Origin of the sequence: Ruegeria sp. (assembly GCF_965221235.1) — a bacterium.
Lineage (GTDB): Bacteria > Pseudomonadota > Alphaproteobacteria > Rhodobacterales > Rhodobacteraceae > Ruegeria.
This window is the reverse complement of record NZ_CBDCRS010000004.1, coordinates 610,273-628,049: the sequence shown is the minus strand read 5'-3', so window position 1 is coordinate 628,049 and position 17,777 is coordinate 610,273. Positions and strand designations below refer to the sequence as shown.

Here is a 17,777-nt window from a genome sequence, read left to right as displayed (position 1 = left end):
AGCATAGGCGGGCGAAACTTGTCGGTAAATCGGCGCATTGTCATTGTTTTCCGGTAGCTGCTTCTTCTAATTAGGGGTCAATGACCGAAGAAACGGGGGCAGACATGACGACAGGCTTTGATGAACCCGTAAACGACTCGACCAGTGACGAGGATGTCTATGCGCTGGATCGCAAGACCGTAGCGGCCATTCTCTATGCGGTTGATGTAGACGACCGCAACAAGCTGATCGAGCTGATGGAGCCGCTGCACCCGGCCGACATCGCCGACCTTTTGGAGCAAATCAATCCCTACGACCGCGCGCGTCTGATCCGTCTGTATGACAAGGAATTCGACGGCGACATCCTGTCGGAACTTGACGAAGCCGTCCGCGAAGAGATCATCGGCATCCTAAAGCCAGATGTTCTGGCCGACGCCGTGCGCGAGATGGAAAGCGACGATGTTGTCGACCTGCTGGAGGATCTTGAAGAGCCGCAGCAAGAGGCCATCCTTGACGCGCTGGAAGATTCCGAACGGATCGCGGCGGAACAAGCGCTGTCCTACCCGGAAAACTCGGCTGGTCGTCTCATGCAGCGCGAAGTTGTCATGGCGCCCGAGCATTGGACGGTGGGGCAGGCCATCGACTTCATGCGCGCAAATGATGATTTGCCCGAGCAATTCTATCACGTCGTTCTGGTCGACCCGCGCCTGAAGCCTGTCGCTCAGGTGACGCTGGGTAAGTTGATGGCAACACGGCGCGAGGTTGCACTGCACGATATCGCCGAAGAGGAATTCCATACCATCCCCGTCGATCAGGATGAGGAAGACGTAGCTTACGCGTTCAATCAATACCACCTGATCTCGTCCCCTGTGGTCGATGAGGATGGGCGGTTGGTCGGTGTGATCACCATCGACGATGCGATGGTGGTTCTGGATGAAGAGCACGAGGAAGACATCCTGCGTCTGGCCGGGGTCAGCGACGAAAGCTCGATCTCGGACAGCGTGGCGGCGACCAGCAAGCGGCGCTTGCCGTGGCTGGCGGTGAACCTGTGTACGGCAATCTGCGCCTCGCTGGTGATTTCGCAATTTGAGGCGGCAATTGATCAGCTTGTGGCGCTGGCGATTCTGATGCCGATTGTGGCGTCGATGGGCGGCAATGCCGGGACGCAGTCGCTGACGGTGGCCGTGCGTGCGCTGGCGACACGCGACCTTACGGGATCGAACGTGATGCGGGTGATCCGGCGGGAGCTGCTGGTGGGGATGCTGAACGGGCTGTGCTTTGCCATCGTTCTGGGAACGGTGGGGATGATGTGGTTCGATTCTCCGTTGCTGGGTGTCGTGATCGGGTCGGCCTTGGTCGTGAATATGGTGATCGCGGGCTTTGCAGGTACGGTAGTACCGGTCGTGCTGGACCGCATGGGAGTAGACCCGGCGCTGGCGTCTGGGACTTTTGTGACGACGACAACGGATGTCATGGGGTTCTTCATCTTTCTTGGGCTTGCCAGCGTGGTGCTACTGTGACCGATCTGACCGAAATCAAAGCCGCTGCGCGCAAGGCGGCTTTTGCGCGCCGCAAGGTTGCCTTTGACACCCGCCTGCCCGGAGCAGCCGGGCGATTGTCCGAAGTTTTGGCCGGGCATCGCGGCGTGCCGCTGTCCGGCTACATGCCGATCCGTACCGAGATTGACCCGCTGGCCGCGATGGCCGAGGCCTCGGCCTATGGCCCGGTCGGGGTACCTGTGATTCAGGCGGCGGGGCAGCCGCTGAAGTTTTCCCGCTGGACGCCCGAAGGCGCGCTGAAAGACGGGCCTTTCGGGGCCAAAGTGCCTGAGGTTGATGATTATTTCGACCCCGAGATCCTGATCGTGCCGCTGGTTGCCTTCGACGCACAGGGCGGGCGGCTAGGCTATGGCGGCGGCTTCTATGACCGCACGCTTGAGGGCTTGCGCGCCAAACGTCCGACGTTGGCCATCGGTTTTGCATTCGATGCGCAAGAGGCTGAGGGGCTGCCGTTGGAGCCAACGGATCAACCTTTGGACATGGTTATCACTGAAAGCCGTGTGCTGACGTTCTCAGCTTAGGCCGGATTGTTTTCGCGGAAATACTCCCAGGCATCTACCTCGCGCCCGTCAGTCAGAATGCAGACGCCTGATTGTCCGTTATCACCGTCGCGGATTTCGTATTTTGCGCCGCTGTCGATGCAATAGGTCGCAGCGGGGTTCGCCAATTGAGTGGTGGAATCGGGTGTTGCGGCCTCGTCGCATGCAGCCAAAGCGGTTAGGCCAACGGCTGTTAGAAGGATACGCGACATCAGGAATCTCCTGTGTAATGAGCTTTGATGGATTATGCAGGCAGCTTAATCGCTTGTGCTTGACCATTACCACACTTAGGACAGGTCAAATGAGGATACTTTTTCTGGGTGACGTCATGGGCCGCGCGGGACGCACGGCCATTCAGCAACATTTGCCGCGTCTGCGCGACGAATGGCGGCTGGATTTTGTTGTGGTCAATGGCGAGAATGCCTCGAACGGGATGGGTCTGACCGGAGATCACGCGAAGCTGCTGCTGGACGCGGGCGCGGATTGCCTGACGCTGGGTGATCATGCCTTCGACCAGAAAGACATGCTGCAATTCATCGAGAAAGAGCCGCGCATCGTGCGCCCGGTGAACTTTGCCAAGGGCGCGCCGGGGCGGGGGTATCGGCTGTACAACGCTCCGGGCGGCCGCAAAGTGCTGGTCGTTCAGGTGCTGGGGCAGGTCTTTATGAAACGGCCTTTTGACGACCCGTTCTCGGCGGTCGAACTTATCCTGAAGTCGCACCCGCGCGGCGGGCAGGCGAATGCCATCATCGTCGACATGCATTGCGAGGCCACGTCCGAAAAGATGGCCATGGGCCACTATTGCGACAAGCGTGCCAGCCTCGTGGTTGGTACACATACGCACGTGCCCACAGCTGACGCGCAAATTCTGCCGGGTGGTACCGCCTATCTGACCGATGCGGGCATGTGCGGGGACTACGACTCGGTGATCGGAATGGATAAGGTCGAGCCGATGCGCCGCTTTATCACCGGAATGCCCAAAGCCCGCTTTACCCCGGCGAATGGCGAGGCGACGCTCAGCGGTGTCTTTGTCGAGACGGATGATCGCGATGGACAGGCAAAATCTGTGCAAATGGTGCGCGTTGGCGGCCGCCTACAACAAGCCGGACCGCAGTAAGGCTTGCTCTGGCCCGCGCAATGCGTGAAACTGCCTGACGGGCGCAAATGCCAGGCCAGGGTTCGGACAGAATACCAAGAATGCAATTCCTTCAACTGACAGAGATGGGCAGCGCGATACTGGCGCTTTTGGTGGTCGCGGGCATGTTCATCATGTTCCTGCGCGAGGTGTACCCGACCGAAGTGGTCGCCATCGGCGGTGTCGCGATCATGCTGGTAACGGGTATCCTTCCGTACCAGAGCGCGTTGGCCGTATTGTCCAACCCCGCGCCGTGGACCATTGCGGCGATGTTCATCATCATGGGGGCGTTGGTCCGCACCGGCGCGCTGGATGCCTTTACCTCGACCGCGCAGAAACAGGCACAAGTGAACCCGCGCATCGCCATCGGGCTGCTCATGGGGTTTGTGATCCTGGCGTCGGCTGTGGTGTCAAATACGCCCGTTGTGGTCGTGATGATCCCGGTTTTCGTGCAGATCGCGCGCACGCTGAACGTACCGGCCTCGAAACTGCTGATCCCACTGAGCTATGCCGCCATTCTGGGCGGTACACTGACGCTGATCGGTACTTCGACCAACCTGCTGGTGGATGGTGTGGCGCGGGCGCAGGGGATGCAAGCGTTCACGATTTTCGAGGTCACGCCGCTGGGCATTGCGCTGGTGATCTATGGCATGGTGTATCTGCGCTTCATCGCGCCGCGCCTGTTGCCAGATCGGGACAGTATGGCATCCTTGCTGTCCGACCGCTCTAAGATGAAGTTCTTCACCGAGGCTGTCATCCCCCCAGAAAGCAATCTGATTGGGCGTGAAGTCATTGGGGTTCAGTTGTTCAAACGCCCGGGCGTGCGTCTGATCGACGTGATCCGGGGTGACGAGTCGCTGCGACGAAACCTCAAAGGCGTCGAGCTGCGCGTGGGTGACCGGGTGGTTCTGCGCACCGAGATGACCGAACTGCTGAGCCTTCAGACCAACAAGGAACTGAAGCGCGTCGATCAAGTTTCAGCGGTCGAGACCAGAACGGTTGAGGTGCTGATCACCCCCGGCTGCCGCATGGTTGGTCGCACGCTGGGTGCGATGCGTCTGCGCCGCCGCTATGGTGTTTATACCCTGGCCGTGCATCGCCGGAACCAGAACATCGGTCGACAACTGGACGATCTGGTGGTGCGTGTCGGGGACACGTTGCTGCTGGAGGGGTCGCCGGCAGACATTCAGCGGCTGGCGGCAGATATGGATATGGTGGATGTTAGCCAACCCTCGGCCCGCGCGTTCCGGCGCAGCCATGCCCCGATCGCCATCGGTGCTCTGGTCGGTATCGTCGCATTGGCCGCGCTGGGCGTTGCGCCGATCCTGCTGCTGTCAATTCTGGCCGTGGCCGTTGTTCTGCTGACACGCTGCATCGACGCGGACGAGGCGTTTTCCTTCGTAGAAGGCCGCCTATTGGCACTGATCTTCGCCATGCTGGCCATCGGGGCGGCGCTGGATGCCTCGGGCGCGGTGTCGCTGATTGTCGAGGCGGTGGCCCCCGGCCTGGGGCTTTTGCCGCCATTCATGATCGTCTGGGCGGTGTATCTTTTGACCTCGGTGCTGACAGAGCTGGTGTCGAACAATGCGGTTGCAGTTGTCGTGACGCCCATCGCCATCGGTCTGGCACAAGCGGTTGGCATTGATCCGCGGCCGCTTGTCGTGGCGGTGATGGTGGCGGCGTCGGCCTCGTTCGCGACTCCGATCGGGTACCAGACCAACATGATGGTTTACGGCCCCGGCGGGTATCGCTTTACCGATTTCCTCAGGGTTGGTGTGCCATTGAACCTGACTGTTGGGCTATTGGCCTCGCTGCTGATCCCTTTGATCTGGCCATTGTAAAACCGGCACGGTTTCGCCGAGCGGATAGTGCAAACCTTGCAAATACCGATCCCGCCCCAATCTTTTCTTCAAACGTCTGAAGTGAAAGGACAGGATCATGCCTTTTCCAAAGATCGGCAAGGCTATTGTAGCAGGCGCAGTTGTACTGACCCTTTTGGGCACTCACAGCATGGCGCAGAGTGAAAATAACGCAGCGCAGGCCGCGCTTGAGAACACCAAATGGTCTGCCATTGGTATCGGTGGCGATGTGCTGAACGCGGATAAACGACCCGAGCTTGAGTTTCTGGCCGAAGGCACCTTTGGCGGCAGCGGAGGCTGCAATCGCTTTAAAGGGAAGGCCGAGATGTCAGGCGACAGCATCGAGTTTCCCGATAACATCGCCGCAACCCTGATGGCCTGCCCGCCCGAGATTGAGCAAGCCGAGCGGCAATTCTTCGACGCGCTGCAACAGGTTTCGACCTACGCGGTTGCGGGCGACAGTCTGGTCATGCTGGACCAAGGCGGAGAGCCGGTTCTGAAATTCGTTCGTCTGCCTTAACAGTCGGTCACGCGACAGCGCGGGACCGGCCCGCATTGCGGCCCGAGAAGATGCAGCCGCCAAGGAACGAACCCTCCAGCGCGTTGTATCCGTGATAGCCGCCGCCGCCAAAGCCTGCGACTTCTCCGGCGGCAAACAGGCCGGGGACGACCTGACCATCCGCGCCGATCATCTGGCTGTCGAGGTTGGTTTGCAGCCCGCCCAGCGTTTTGCGCGTCAGTACGTGCAGCTTCACCGCGATCAGCGGCCCGTTGGCTGGGTCGAGGAACTTATGCGGCTTGGCGGTGCGGATCAGCTTGTCTCCGCGATAGTTGCGCGCGGCCAGAATCGCTGCCATCTGGGCGTCTTTCGTAAAGGGATTGTCGACTTGACTATCCCGTGCCTCGATCTGCGCGCGCAGGTACGCTTCGTCGATCAGACCTCCGCCCAGCTGGTTCATACCGCTGACCAGTTCGGTCAGCGTATTGGCGACGATGAAATCCTCGCCATGTTCTTTAAACGCCTCGACAGGCGCGGTGGCCTTTGATCCGGTCAGAACGCGCTGGAACAGTACCTCGCGCCAGCCGCCATCTGTCATGTCAGGGTTCTGTTCCGATCCCGACAGGGCAAATTCCTTCTTGATCACCTTCTGGGTCAGCACGAACCAACTGTATTCATGCCCGGTTTTCAGGATTTCCTTCAACGTGCCCAGCGTGTCGAAACCCGGCAGGCAGGGCGGTTTCATTCGGTTGCCATTTGCATCGAACCACATCGAGCTGGGGCCGGGCAGGATACGAATACCATGCGATGGCCAGATCGGGCTCCAGTTACGTACGCCTTCGGTGTAATGCCACATACGGTCACCGTTGATCACATGCCCACCGGCTTTTTCGCTGATGGCGATCATACGGCCATCGACATGGAAGGGGACACCCGCGACCATGTCCTTTGGCGGCTCACCCAAACGGTCACGCGGCCAATTCTTGCGCACCATTTCGAAATTGCCGCCAATTCCGCCTGAGGTGACGATGACCGAGGGCGCATAGACCTCGAACTCACCGACCTCGTCACGGTTGGTCTTGGCACCGTGAGGGGCGGTGTCATCGGCCAAAACCTCGCCCGAGACCCCTTTGGCCTGACCGTTCTGCATGATGATATGGCTGACTTGGTGGCGGAACTTCAACTCGATCAGCCCGGCGCTGACGTGTTCGCGCACCCGGCGGACAAAGTTCTTCAGCACGCCCGGCCCGGTACCCCATGTGATGTGAAACCGGGGAACCGAGTTGCCGTGACCGTCCGCGTATGACCCACCACGTTCAGCCCAGCCGACGATGGGGAACCAGCGCAGACCCATCTCATGCAACCACGGGCGCATCTCTCCGGCGGCGAATTCGACATAGGCTTCGGCCCATTTGCGGGGCCATGCGTCTTCTTCCCGGTCGAATTGCGCACTGCCCATCCAGTCGCGCAAGGCCAGCTCGTGGCTGTCCTTGATGCCCATCCGGCGCTGTTCCGGCGTATCGACCATGAACAGACCGCCAAGGCTCCAGAACGCTTGCCCGCCCAGAAAATGCTCGGGCTCCTGGTCCAAAACGATGACCTTTTTGCCGCGGTCGCCCAGTTCGGCTGCTGCTGCCAGTCCGGCCAGCCCTCCACCAACGACAATCGCATCTGCTGTGTTTTTGGTCATGACCTGTCCTTTCAGCCTCTGCGAAACCAAACGAGGAACGGCAGCACGACGGCGTACATCGTGATCCCGTAAACCGCCGAGGGCAGGGCCAGAGGGCTAAAGCCGCTGTCGGTTCCGGTGATCAGTGCCGCCAGCGTGATCCCCAGTGTCGAGTTCTGGATGCCGGTGTCAATTGAGATACTTTTGCACTCGGCCCATGTCAGGTTTGCGACACGCGCGATCCCGAGGCCGATCAGCAAAAGCGCGATGTTGAGCGAGATCAGGCCCGCGCCCATGATGCCCAGATTTTCGACAAAAATCTGCCAGTTGCCCGCCAGAGCTGCCACGACGATCAGAACGAACAGAGCGGTTGCCAGTTTCGACAGCCCATTCTCGATGCGGTTTGCAAACCCGGTAGCAAACTTGCGAATGCTGACTCCGATAGCCACCGGCAACGTCGTGATCAGAAACATGGCAATAGCCAATCCGCTGATCGACACCTCGGGCGCGTTTTCGCCCATGAAATATGTGATGGACCAAGCGGCCAGAAAAGGCACCGTGAGGATCGACAGGATGCTGATCACTGCTGTGAGGCTGACCGAAAGGGCCACGTCACCTTTGGCCAGTTTAGTCAGAATGTTGCTGGTAACGCCGCCCGGGCAAAAGCTGAGCAGCATGAAACCAACCGCAATCTCGGGGGGCAGGCCGAACAGCGATACGGTCGCAAAAGCAGCCATGGGTAGAAGCACCACCTGACATACCGCTCCGATTGCAAAGGGGTATTTTCGGCTCAGCACACGCCGGAAATCCGCGATCTCGAGCCCGATGCCAAGGGACAGCATGATAATGGCCAGCGAGATCGGCAGGCCGACATTGATAAGCAGATCCAAGAACAACTCCTCCCAAAGTCGTTTCGGATCAGCCTATGCGAGCATGAAAGCCTCAGGCAACCGCGCCGTTAGGTCATTTGTAGCGTTCTACAAAGCGGCGCAGGATTTCGCCGGGTTGAGTGACGTCTGCGTCATTGCAGATGTCGATCAGACGCTGGGCGTCCTCAGGCGGGAAATAGCCGTGGTGCTTGTAGATGTTGATCCGCTGTTCGAAGTCTTTCGCGTCCGCCTCGGGGTGGAACTGCGTGGCGTAAACGTTCTGACCCCAGCGGATCATCTGAAACGGGCAAGGGGCCGAGGCGACGAGATGCACGCATCCCTCGGGCAGGGCCTGCACGGCTTCTTTGTGCCCGACAAGCGCGTCGAATGTTGGGATCAGCCCAGCGGTCAGTGGGTCCTGCGCGCCGTCATCAGTTAGGTGGCAGGTCGAGGGGCCGACGGGTTCTCCGAACCGCGCTTTGCTGACATCGCCGCCAAGATGCGCGGCCAGAACACCGAGGCCGTAACAGCAGCCCATAAAGGGATGATCCTGTGAGGTGATTTGTGGCATCAGCCCCATGACCGCATCTTCGATCTTCGCGTCCAGCGCCGATTTCGTGGCCGGGTCGTCGCTGACGCAACCGGGGCCGCCGCCGACGATGACGCCTGCGTAATTGGTCACGTCCAACCCTTCGGGCAGGTCTTCGCAGTCCAACCGGATGCGATGGGTCTGCTCGGGCGTCAGGCCGGTTTTATCCAGAATCGAGGCATATTCAGCATCCGAGGCATCCGTCTCGGGGCGCAGTTGAAGGATCAGAAAGCGTTTCATAGGCGCGCTTTACCCGTCAAAGCGGCCAGAAGACAAGGATGGCAGGGATCGAGACCGCGATGATCAGGATCTCAAGCGGCAATCCCATGCGCCAGTAGTCCCCGAACCTGTAGCCTCCGGGGCCCAGCACAAGCGTGTTGTTTTTATGCCCGATTGGCGTGAGGAAGGCTGCCGAGGCGGCCACGGCGACTGTCATCAGGAACGGATCTGGCGAGACCTCGAGCGTGCGCGCCATTTGGATGCCGACGGGTGCCGCGACGATGGCGGTGGCCGTGTTGTTCAGAACGTCCGACAGGGTCATGGTGACGACCATCAGCACGGTCAGTATGGCCCAAGCAGGCAACCCATCAGTCAGTTGGATTAACGCGTTTGCGATCAATTCGGTGCCGCCCGATGTCTCTAACGCGCTGCCCAGCGGAATCATTGAGCCCAACAGAACGACGACCGGCCATTCGATGTGATTGTAGATATCGCTGATCGGCATGATCTTGGTCAGAACGTAAGCCACCACCACAAATCCCAACGCGATGGGCAGATAGATCAGGCCAATACTCGCCGCCAGTACCGCGGCGGCAAACAACCCGATGGCCAGCCACGCTTTTTCATTAGCGGTGACATTCAGCCCACGCTGTGCAAGCGGAAGACAGCCCAGCCATTCGGTAACATCCGCGCTGCGGTCGCGCGGGCAGAGCAGCAGCAGGATGTCGCCGGGTTCGACCTCGGTCTTGCGAACCTGTTCGGTGATGCTGCGGCCTTGTCGCGAGATGCCCATCAGAACGGTACTCTGCCGCCATGCAAGGCCCAAACCCTGTGCGGTGCGCCCGGTGATCCGGGCGTTTTCGGTGGCAACGACCTCAATGACCTCCAGACCGTCGCCTTCGGCCGTCAACAATTCCTGACGCCGCGTGTCTGAGAAATCTAACTTGAGCGCGGCGCGGAATTCGTCCAGCGCCTCGGGGCGGGCTTCCAGCACCAGCGCGTCGCCCTCTTTCAGGGTTGCATGCGCGGAACGACCGTAACGCCGTTTGCCGTCTCGGATCAGGCCGATGATAGCCACGTCAGATTTCTCGGCATCCTCATAGAGTTCACTCACACGCTTGCCGATATGAGGCGACTCGGGCGGCAGGGTCAGTTCGGCGATGTACTCGGCCAGAGACTCGGAGGTCTCTTCTTGCGGGCCGCGATTGGGGATCAGCCGCCAGCCGATCAGAGAAACAAAGGCAAGCCCGGCGATGGCGGCGATCCCGCCTACAGGGGCGAAGTCGAACATACGGAAAGGCTCGCCCAAGGTTTCCTGCCGGATCGAGGCGATGATGATGTTTGGAGGCGTCCCGATCAGCGTCGCCATGCCGCCTAAAATCGTCGCAAAGCTCAACGGCATCAGCGTCAGGCCAACAGCCCGCCCCGCCTTGCGCGCGGTCTGGATATCGACCGGCATCAGCAACGCCAGCGCCGCCACATTGTTCATGAAGGCAGACAGAACCGCTCCGATCCCGCCCATCAGCGCGATGTGCGCGCCCAACCCGCGTGAGGCATCCACCAGAGTGCGCGTGATCAGGAACACGGCCCCTGATCGGACCAGTCCGGCAGACACAACCAGCACCAGCGCAACGATTATGGTCGCGGGATGCCCAAACCCGGCAAAGGCGTCATCAACGGGCACCACACCCAGCACGACGCCCACCATCAGGGCGGTGAAGGCCACCAGGTCATACCGGAACCGGCCCCACAGGAGCATTCCAAATACGGCGATGAAAAGTGAAAAAAGAATGATTTGGTCTGTCGTCATGCCGTCACCATACCTGCAAGGGGACATCTCGCAAGCCGGTCTCTTGATCCTGCCCCCCGCAAACGTCTATATGAGCGCCGAATACGCTAACATGATGACGAGGACGCACCATGGCAGGCCACTCCAAATGGGCCAATATCCAGCACCGCAAGGGACGTCAGGACGCCGCGCGGTCCAAGCTGTTTTCCAAACTGTCGAAAGAGATCACTGTGGCTGCCAAGATGGGCGACCCCGATCCCGACAAGAACCCGCGCCTGCGTCTTGCGGTGAAAGAGGCCAAGTCGAACTCGGTCCCCAAGGACGTGATCGACCGCGCGATCAAGAAATCGGTCGCAGGTGAAGGCGACGACTACGAAGAAATCCGGTATGAGGGATACGGCCCCAACGGTGTCGCTGTGATTGTCGAGACCATGACCGACAACCGCAACCGGACAGCGTCGACCGTGCGTTCGACCTTCTCGAAGAATGGCGGCAATCTGGGTGAAACCGGTTCAGTCGGTTTCATGTTCGACCGCAAGGGCGAGGTTGTTTATCCGGCAACTGCGGGTGATGCAGATACCATTTTCGAGGCGGCCATCGAAGCAGGAGCCGAGGATGTTGAAAGCTCGGAAGATGGTCACATCATCTGGTGTGCAGACACCGATCTGAACGATGTCTCATCGGTGCTGGAAAGCGCGCTGGGCGAATCCGAATCCACCAAGCTGGTGTGGAAGCCCACAACCACGACCGAGCTGGGTCTGGAAGACATGCAAAAGCTGATGAAGCTGGTTGATGCGCTGGAGGACGACGACGACGTTCAGCGCGTCACGACCAATTTTGAGGCAACGGACGAGGTAATGGCACAGCTCTGATCTGTGCCACATATGAAATGCAAGAACCCGGCCTCAGGTCGGGTTTTTCTTTTGAGGCGCAGGGTTCTTGGCCGGTTGAACAGAAGCCGATAGGCTTGGGGCAGAAAAACGTTCATTTATCGGGCCAGACCTCCGGAGCATATGGCAGACAGCTCAACACGCGCACCCAAAAGAAACCTTCCGGTTCTGACCGGCCAAAGTATCCTTTCGCAGGTCGCGTGGACGCTGGGCAGCCCGTCCATCGTGCTGCCATTTCTCGCGGTCTCGCTGGAACTGCCGATGTTCATTGCCGGTGCCTTGGTGTCGATCCGCATGAGCGGCAGCCTGATCTCGGACATCTTTCTGGCGCAGCCGATTTCGGCCCGTGCGCGGAAAAAACGCGGGATCGCCATGACTGAGGTCGGGGTTGGCGCTTGCCTTCTTATCGCGCTGGTTGTGGCTTCGACCGGAGTAGTACCGTTGATCGCGTTGGCCTTTGTTTTGGCATTCTTCGCGATTGGTCTGATCGAAGAGATACAATCGCTGATGTATACCGACCTGTTGGGCGATCACGTGCAGTCCAAATCCCGGATGATAATGCACTACATTCAACTTGGTGGTGGTGGGCTGGGGGCCATAGGTCTGGCTCTGCTGGTGCATGAGATCACCAAAGAGAACCCGCCCTTTTCCCGTCATTCCGCCGTAATTGTGGTGTCTGTCACTTTCTTTGTTCTGTCGGGCCTGTCCATTCTGGCACTGTCCGAGATTGCGCGGGGGACCAAGGCAGACGGCGCGCCGCAACAGAAACACAAACGGAAGTTTTCCGAGAATTTCACTGATATCATCGCCATGTTCGATCAGGTCTGGTTCCGCCGCTACATGGTCATGCGGTTGCCACTGGTCGTGGTTGCCCTGTCAGTGCCGTTCTTTGCCCTGATCGCTGCCGAGGCGCATCATGACTCGGCCAAGGGTTTGACGGCGATGATTGTCTCGTCTGCATCGGGGTATTTGGTCTCGGCCCCTTTGTGGCAGTTGGTGAACATGAAGTCGCATCGCGCGGTTCTGGTGATGGGAAACCTCATGGTTGCCGGTACGGGGGCCGTCCTCGCGACACTGCATTTCATGGGGGTCGATCATGACGTGCATCTGCACGCCGTTGCCCTGTTTATTGCGACCGTGGCCGTAACCGGGATCAATGGCGCGCGGCAGCTGTATTTTTTGGACGTGGCCCCAAAGGATCAGCGCGTCAAAGGCTCGGCCGCGATCAAAAGCATCTGTCGGATCACGGCGGTGATCCTGTCGGTTGCGCTGGCCGGCGTCGCGCATCTGCATGAGGTCGCGTGGGCGATTGTGTTTATCGTTCTTGTCAGCCTGTTTGCGGCGGCCATTTGTTTCCGCACCGTTGTTCCGGTCGCGCAAAAAGCCGTTGCGTCCTGAAGCCGTGCTATAGCGGCAAAAGCGCTTTTGCCGCCGCCTGTCTGACGGCATTGGTCAGCGGCCTTAGCACCGGGGCCAGTACACGGCCCACCTGCCAAGTCAGCGGAACGTCAAGCGGCGCATCCGGCAGCAAGGTACACAACCGACCGTCACTGAGCGCGTGTTGTGCCAGCCCCTTTGGGTTCATCCCCCAGCCCATCCCCGCGATGGCGGCCTCGACAAAGCCTTGCGACGACGGCAGGAAATGCGATGGCGGCGTGATCCGGCGGCCTGTTCGCTGGGTGATCCACGATTTTTGCAACCCGTCCTTGCGATTGAAGGTCAGGCATGGGGCAACGGCCAAGGTGTGTTCGTTGACGCCCTCGGCAAACCAGTTGTGCATGAAGGCCGGGCTGGCAGTGGCGACATAGCGCATAGCACCAAGGGGGGTGGCGTCGCAGCCTGAGACCAGTTGTCCTCCAACCGTGATCGCGGCGCTGACTTCTCCGCGGCGCAGCCATTCTGCCGAATGGTCCTGATCGTCGACAACCAGATCGAACAGCAAGCCGTCCACCTGCGCCATCGCGCCTATGAACCACGTTGCCAGCACGTCAGCCGGAACCGCCACGCGCACGCGGGCCGGTCCGCTTGCCTGATCCAGTGTTAATTCGCGGGCCAGCCTCGCCTCAAGCAACCCGATATCCTCGGCATGCTGGGCGATACGCAACCCGGCCGGAGTTCCGGTGCAGGGGGTCCCGCGATTGATCAGGGCCGCGCCGACCCTGTCCTCAAGCGCCTTGATCCGCTGAGATATCGCCGACGGAGTGACCGCCAGTTCAGCGGCGGCGGCGTCAAAGCTGCCATGGCGGATGATCGCGGACAGCGCCGAAAGATGATTGGGGTCCAGCAACATTAGCAGTACTTAACTGAGGCCAACATCTTTAATTTGATAGGTTGCAAGGATGCCAGTAGTCAATGCTCATAATTCGCAGGAGCTACCATGTCCCCATCCTTGTTCGCCGGTTTTGCGCTGGGCTTTAGCCTGATCCTCGCCATCGGAGCACAGAATGCCTTTGTTTTGCGTCAAGGGCTGCGGCGCGAGCATGTGTTCCCACTGTGCCTGACCTGCGCCGTATCCGACGCCCTTCTGATCGGGGCGGGCGTCGCTGGTTTCGGGGCTTTGGCCAAGGCCGCGCCGTGGTTCGAGACGGTCATGCGGTACGGAGGGGCACTGTTCCTGACATGGTATGGGCTGCGCAGCCTGAACTCTGCCTGGCGTGGAGGGGCAGCGATGGATGTGGGCGCAGGTCAACGTGCCAGCTTAAAATCGGTCTTGCTGACGGTGCTAGCCTTCACCTGGCTGAACCCGCATGTCTATCTGGATACGGTTGTGCTGATCGGGTCGATCTCGGCGCAGTATGACGACCGCCTGGCATTTGCCATGGGCGCGATGCTGTCCAGCTTTGTGTTCTTCTTCTCGCTGGGATATGGGGCAGGGGTCTTGTCCCCCGTTTTTGCCCGCCCGCGTGCCTGGCAGGTTCTGGATGTCGTGATCGGAGTCGTCATGCTGGGGATCGCGCTGAAATTAGTTGTCATGTGAAGGGTTGTGCCCGCGCGAAATTCGGTGTTGAGATTTCGCCATGACACTACCCGCCGCCTCATCCCGCCCGATTGTGGGCATGTTCTGGATGTTTTCAGCCGGGCTTTCCTTTGTGGTGATGACGGCCCTCGTCAAATCCCTGGGTCCAACCATGGACCCGATTCAGGCAGCCTTTCTGCGGTTTTTCTTCGGCCTTGTTTTTCTGCTGCCCGCGCTGCGGCTGGTTCTGGCAACGCATCTCACGCGCAAGCATCTGACGCTGCTTGGTGTGCGCGGTATCGTTCACGCCGTGGCGGTGATGTTGTGGTTCTTCTCAATGACGCAGATCCCGTTGGCCGAGGTCACGGCGATGAATTACATGACCCCGGTCTATGTCACCCTCGGCGCGGCGCTGTTTCTGGGTGAGAAACTAGCCTTTCGCCGCATTGCCGCGATTGGTCTTGCGGTGATCGGTGTTCTGATCATTTTGCGCCCGGGGTTCCGTGATGTTTCGGCGGGACATATCACTATGCTCTTTACCGCTCTGGCGTTGGGTGCGTCTTATCTGATCGCCAAACTTTTGGTGCGGGACCTGCCGCCGTCGGTTGTTGTGGCGCATATGTCAATCTGGGTCACCGTGGCGCTGATCCCGTTTGCCGTCGCCGTCTGGACATGGCCTAGCCTGCGCGATTTAGGCATTCTGTTCCTGATCGCCAGCTTTGCCACTTTGGGCCACTACTTGATGACGCTGGCCCTCAAGGCGGCGCCCGTGGCAGTCACGCAACCGGTGACATTTCTGCAATTGATCTGGGCCACATTGCTGGGTGCGCTGGTCTTTCATGAAAGCGTCGATGTCTGGGTCGTGGCCGGGGGTACGCTGATCCTGACCGCCGTCAGTTTCATCGCCTGGCGCGAGGCGGTGCTGAACCGCAGCAGCCTGACCACGCCCAGCATCGCGCCCAAACTTTAGCAGCTATCAGCGCAGACGGCTTGTTATTGATTGACGAGTCAATAAAAACCCCTTAGCGTCTTCCCACTTATGGAAACCGCGAGGGGACAGCTATGCCGAAACTCGGAATGGAGCCAATCCGCCGCGACGCCATCGTACGGGCGACGATTGCCGAGCTTGGGTCGAAGAAATCCCTTGATGTGACGGTCAGCCAGATCGCCAAACGGGCCGGAATGTCCAGTGCGCTGGCGCATCACTATTTTGGCGGCAAGGATCAGATCTTTCTGGCCGCGATGCGACGTATCCTGTCCGATTTCGGTGATGAAGCCCGGCAGGAGCTGAAAGCCGCCGCCCCGGGTGAACGCGCGCAGGCGATCATCCGCGCCTGCTTTGCACCCTCGTGCTTTACGCCTGACGTCATCGCCGCGTGGATGACCTTTTACGTGCTGGCCCAAACTAACGACGATGCCCTGCGTCTTTGGCAAATCTATCAGGCGCGTATCCGCTCTAACCTGATCAGCGCATTGCGTCCGCTGACGAATGACCCGGTTGGAGCGGCAGAAAGCATGATCGCCCTGATCGACGGGCTTTACATCCATTCAGCGCTGAACGCACCGGAAGAGCCACATCTTGCGGTCAATCACGCGCTGCGGGTTTTGAACACTCTGCTTGAGGCTGATAAATGACCAAACCAAATATTCTGATCCTGATGGTGGATCAGCTGAACGGAACGCTCTTTCCCGACGGGCCTGCGGATTGGCTGCATGCACCGAACCTGAAGAAGCTGGCCGAACGGTCAACGCGCTTTACCAACGCATATACGGCCTCACCCCTTTGCGCGCCGGGGCGGGCGAGCTTTATGTCGGGGCAATTGCCGTCACGTACAGGCGTGTATGATAACGCCGCCGAGTTCCGCAGCGATATCCCTACCTACGCGCACCATCTGCGCCGCGCGGGCTATTACACGTGCCTGTCCGGCAAGATGCATTTCGTTGGCCCCGACCAGTTGCACGGGTTCGAGGATCGTCTGACCACAGACATCTACCCTGCCGATTTCGGCTGGACGCCCGACTACCGCAAACCGGGTGAGCGGATTGACTGGTGGTATCACAATATGGGTTCGGTTACCGGAGCGGGCGTTGCCGAAATCTCGAACCAGATGGAGTATGACGACGAGGTTGCCTACAACGCCAAGGCCAAACTCTATGATCTTGCGCGCGGTAAGGATGACCGCCCGTGGTGCGTGACCGTCAGCTTTACCCATCCGCATGATCCATATGTGGCCCGCCGCAAATATTGGGATCTCTACGAGGATTGCGAGCATCTGCTGCCCGAGGTCTCGGACCTGGGCTACGAAAACCAGGACCCGCACTCCAAGCGCATCTTTGATGCCAATGACTGGCGCAGTTTCGACATCACCGAGGAAGACATCCGCAAGTCACGCCGCGCCTATTTTGCCAACATCTCGTATCTGGATGACAAGGTTGGTGAGATACTCGAAGTGCTGGAAACCACCCGGCAAGAGGCGATCATCTTCTTTGTCTCGGACCACGGCGATATGCTGGGCGAACGCGGCCTTTGGTTCAAGATGACCTTCTTCGAAGGCTCATCCCGTGTGCCGCTGATGATTTCTGCCCCGGGTTTGCCTGCGGGCCGGATCGACACACCGGTTTCGACCATCGATGTGACCCCAACGCTGGGTGCGTTGGCAGGTGTCGACATGGCCGAAATCGCGCCCTGGACCGATGGCGAAGACCTTGTGCCTCTGGCGCAGGGGGTGGAGCGCACCGCACCGGTTGCCATGGAATACGCGGCCGAGGCGTCCTATGCGCCGTTGGTCTCGCTGCGCTACGGCAAGTGGAAATACAACCGTTGTGTACTGGACCCCGATCAACTGTTCGATCTTGAGGCTGATCCGCACGAACGGACCAACCTTGCCGACGATCCAGCACATGCCGGAACGCTTGCGACCTTACGCGCAAAATCCGAGGCACGATGGGATTTGGAGCGCTATGACGCCGACGTGCGTGCCAGCCAGGCCCGTCGATGGGTGGTGTACGAGGCGTTGCGGCAGGGTGGTTACTATCCGTGGGACTACCAGCCCCTGCAAAAGGCGTCGGAGCGCTACATGCGCAACCATATGGACCTGAATATCGTCGAAGAAAGTCAACGCTTTCCACGCGGCGAATAACCGTTTGAACCAAAAATACCCTCGTCGACGGCACCAAGATTATTCGACGAATAATCTCGGCCTCGGCGGGTAATAGGAGAGTCTGA

Annotated in this window: 17 protein-coding genes; 11 read left to right on the top strand and 6 right to left on the bottom strand. The window is 59.6% G+C overall.

Going from position 1 to position 17,777, the window contains the following annotated elements; genetic code table 11:
• Nucleotides 1-104 precede the first annotated feature (104 nt).
• The gene (gene mgtE / locus ACOQOY_RS06155) at nucleotides 105-1,499 is read left to right on the top strand and encodes a magnesium transporter (RefSeq protein WP_420587218.1); all 1,395 of its coding nucleotides are present in this window, start codon (nucleotides 105-107) and stop codon (nucleotides 1,497-1,499) included.
• A complete protein-coding gene (locus ACOQOY_RS06150; protein WP_420584587.1) occupies nucleotides 1,496-2,059 on the top strand; it encodes a 5-formyltetrahydrofolate cyclo-ligase in 564 nt (187 codons plus the stop codon). Before mgtE ends, ACOQOY_RS06150 begins: the two co-directional genes overlap by 4 nt.
• On the opposite strand, the gene ACOQOY_RS06145 is transcribed toward ACOQOY_RS06150, so the two are convergent.
• A complete protein-coding gene (locus ACOQOY_RS06145; RefSeq protein ID WP_420584586.1) occupies nucleotides 2,056-2,289 on the bottom strand; it encodes a DUF333 domain-containing protein in 234 nt (77 codons plus the stop codon). The genes ACOQOY_RS06150 and ACOQOY_RS06145 overlap by 4 nt on opposite strands.
• An 89-nt stretch (nucleotides 2,290-2,378) precedes the next feature.
• Between ACOQOY_RS06145 and ACOQOY_RS06140 the strand changes: the two genes are divergently transcribed.
• From ACOQOY_RS06140 to ACOQOY_RS06130, 3 genes are all read left to right on the top strand, one after another.
• A complete protein-coding gene (locus ACOQOY_RS06140) occupies nucleotides 2,379-3,194 on the top strand; it encodes a TIGR00282 family metallophosphoesterase (protein ID WP_420584585.1) in 816 nt (271 codons plus the stop codon).
• An 80-nt stretch (nucleotides 3,195-3,274) separates the two neighbouring features.
• Entirely contained in the window at nucleotides 3,275-5,053 is a 1,779-nt protein-coding gene (locus ACOQOY_RS06135; RefSeq protein WP_420584584.1) for an SLC13 family permease, read from the top strand.
• Nucleotides 5,054-5,150: 97 nt separating this feature from the next.
• A complete protein-coding gene (locus ACOQOY_RS06130; RefSeq protein WP_420584583.1) occupies nucleotides 5,151-5,591 on the top strand; it encodes an META domain-containing protein in 441 nt (146 codons plus the stop codon).
• A gap of 7 nt (nucleotides 5,592-5,598) precedes the next feature.
• On the opposite strand, the gene ACOQOY_RS06125 is transcribed toward ACOQOY_RS06130, so the two are convergent.
• From ACOQOY_RS06125 to ACOQOY_RS06110, 4 genes are all read right to left on the bottom strand, one after another.
• Complete coding sequence (locus ACOQOY_RS06125; protein ID WP_420584582.1) at nucleotides 5,599-7,260, bottom strand: FAD-binding dehydrogenase; 1,662 nt, start codon at nucleotides 7,258-7,260, stop codon at nucleotides 5,599-5,601.
• 11 nt (nucleotides 7,261-7,271) lie between these two features.
• Nucleotides 7,272-8,129 carry a bile acid:sodium symporter family protein gene (locus ACOQOY_RS06120; RefSeq protein ID WP_420584581.1) on the bottom strand — a complete coding sequence of 286 codons (858 nt, stop codon included), beginning with the start codon at nucleotides 8,127-8,129 and terminating at the stop codon, nucleotides 7,272-7,274.
• A 73-nt stretch (nucleotides 8,130-8,202) separates the two neighbouring features.
• Entirely contained in the window at nucleotides 8,203-8,937 is a 735-nt protein-coding gene (locus tag ACOQOY_RS06115) for a glutamine amidotransferase (RefSeq protein ID WP_420584580.1), read from the bottom strand.
• 16 nt (nucleotides 8,938-8,953) lie between these two features.
• Complete coding sequence (locus ACOQOY_RS06110; protein ID WP_420584579.1) at nucleotides 8,954-10,726, bottom strand: SLC13 family permease; 1,773 nt, start codon at nucleotides 10,724-10,726, stop codon at nucleotides 8,954-8,956.
• 110 nt (nucleotides 10,727-10,836) lie between these two features.
• Between ACOQOY_RS06110 and ACOQOY_RS06105 the strand changes: the two genes are divergently transcribed.
• The gene (locus ACOQOY_RS06105; protein ID WP_420584578.1) at nucleotides 10,837-11,577 is read left to right on the top strand and encodes a YebC/PmpR family DNA-binding transcriptional regulator; all 741 of its coding nucleotides are present in this window, start codon (nucleotides 10,837-10,839) and stop codon (nucleotides 11,575-11,577) included.
• A gap of 141 nt (nucleotides 11,578-11,718) precedes the next feature.
• The gene (locus tag ACOQOY_RS06100; RefSeq protein WP_420584577.1) at nucleotides 11,719-12,993 is read left to right on the top strand and encodes a permease; all 1,275 of its coding nucleotides are present in this window, start codon (nucleotides 11,719-11,721) and stop codon (nucleotides 12,991-12,993) included.
• A gap of 7 nt (nucleotides 12,994-13,000) precedes the next feature.
• Here ACOQOY_RS06100 and ACOQOY_RS06095 read toward each other — a convergent pair whose 3' ends face one another.
• On the bottom strand, nucleotides 13,001-13,885 hold the full coding sequence (locus ACOQOY_RS06095; RefSeq protein WP_420584576.1) for a LysR family transcriptional regulator ArgP: 885 nt from the start codon (nucleotides 13,883-13,885) through the stop codon (nucleotides 13,001-13,003).
• Between the two features lie 87 nt (nucleotides 13,886-13,972).
• Between ACOQOY_RS06095 and ACOQOY_RS06090 the strand changes: the two genes are divergently transcribed.
• The 4 genes from ACOQOY_RS06090 to betC all read left to right on the top strand — a co-directional run bounded on the left by ACOQOY_RS06090 (nucleotide 13,973) and on the right by betC (nucleotide 17,691).
• Complete coding sequence (locus ACOQOY_RS06090; RefSeq protein WP_420584575.1) at nucleotides 13,973-14,572, top strand: LysE/ArgO family amino acid transporter; 600 nt, start codon at nucleotides 13,973-13,975, stop codon at nucleotides 14,570-14,572.
• A gap of 40 nt (nucleotides 14,573-14,612) precedes the next feature.
• Complete coding sequence (locus ACOQOY_RS06085) at nucleotides 14,613-15,521, top strand: DMT family transporter (RefSeq protein WP_420584574.1); 909 nt, start codon at nucleotides 14,613-14,615, stop codon at nucleotides 15,519-15,521.
• 92 nt (nucleotides 15,522-15,613) lie between these two features.
• The gene (gene betI / locus ACOQOY_RS06080; RefSeq protein WP_420584573.1) at nucleotides 15,614-16,186 is read left to right on the top strand and encodes a choline-responsive transcriptional repressor BetI; all 573 of its coding nucleotides are present in this window, start codon (nucleotides 15,614-15,616) and stop codon (nucleotides 16,184-16,186) included.
• On the top strand, nucleotides 16,183-17,691 hold the full coding sequence (gene betC, locus ACOQOY_RS06075; protein ID WP_420584572.1) for a choline-sulfatase: 1,509 nt from the start codon (nucleotides 16,183-16,185) through the stop codon (nucleotides 17,689-17,691). Before betI ends, betC begins: the two co-directional genes overlap by 4 nt.
• The last annotated feature ends 86 nt before the right edge of the window (nucleotides 17,692-17,777 follow it).

Coding starts and splice junctions, on each gene's coding strand:
- mgtE (WP_420587218.1), top strand. CDS start 105: ATGACGACAGGCTTTGATGAACCCGTAAACGACTCGACCAGTGACGAG.
- ACOQOY_RS06145 (WP_420584586.1), bottom strand. CDS start 2,289: ATGTCGCGTATCCTTCTAACAGCCGTTGGCCTAACCGCTTTGGCTGCA.
- ACOQOY_RS06140 (WP_420584585.1), top strand. CDS start 2,379: ATGAGGATACTTTTTCTGGGTGACGTCATGGGCCGCGCGGGACGCACG.
- ACOQOY_RS06135 (WP_420584584.1), top strand. CDS start 3,275: ATGCAATTCCTTCAACTGACAGAGATGGGCAGCGCGATACTGGCGCTT.
- ACOQOY_RS06130 (WP_420584583.1), top strand. CDS start 5,151: ATGCCTTTTCCAAAGATCGGCAAGGCTATTGTAGCAGGCGCAGTTGTA.
- ACOQOY_RS06125 (WP_420584582.1), bottom strand. CDS start 7,260: ATGACCAAAAACACAGCAGATGCGATTGTCGTTGGTGGAGGGCTGGCC.
- ACOQOY_RS06115 (WP_420584580.1), bottom strand. CDS start 8,937: ATGAAACGCTTTCTGATCCTTCAACTGCGCCCCGAGACGGATGCCTCG.
- ACOQOY_RS06110 (WP_420584579.1), bottom strand. CDS start 10,726: ATGACGACAGACCAAATCATTCTTTTTTCACTTTTCATCGCCGTATTT.
- ACOQOY_RS06105 (WP_420584578.1), top strand. CDS start 10,837: ATGGCAGGCCACTCCAAATGGGCCAATATCCAGCACCGCAAGGGACGT.
- ACOQOY_RS06100 (WP_420584577.1), top strand. CDS start 11,719: ATGGCAGACAGCTCAACACGCGCACCCAAAAGAAACCTTCCGGTTCTG.
- ACOQOY_RS06095 (WP_420584576.1), bottom strand. CDS start 13,885: ATGTTGCTGGACCCCAATCATCTTTCGGCGCTGTCCGCGATCATCCGC.
- ACOQOY_RS06090 (WP_420584575.1), top strand. CDS start 13,973: ATGTCCCCATCCTTGTTCGCCGGTTTTGCGCTGGGCTTTAGCCTGATC.
- ACOQOY_RS06085 (WP_420584574.1), top strand. CDS start 14,613: ATGACACTACCCGCCGCCTCATCCCGCCCGATTGTGGGCATGTTCTGG.
- betI (WP_420584573.1), top strand. CDS start 15,614: ATGCCGAAACTCGGAATGGAGCCAATCCGCCGCGACGCCATCGTACGG.
- betC (WP_420584572.1), top strand. CDS start 16,183: ATGACCAAACCAAATATTCTGATCCTGATGGTGGATCAGCTGAACGGA.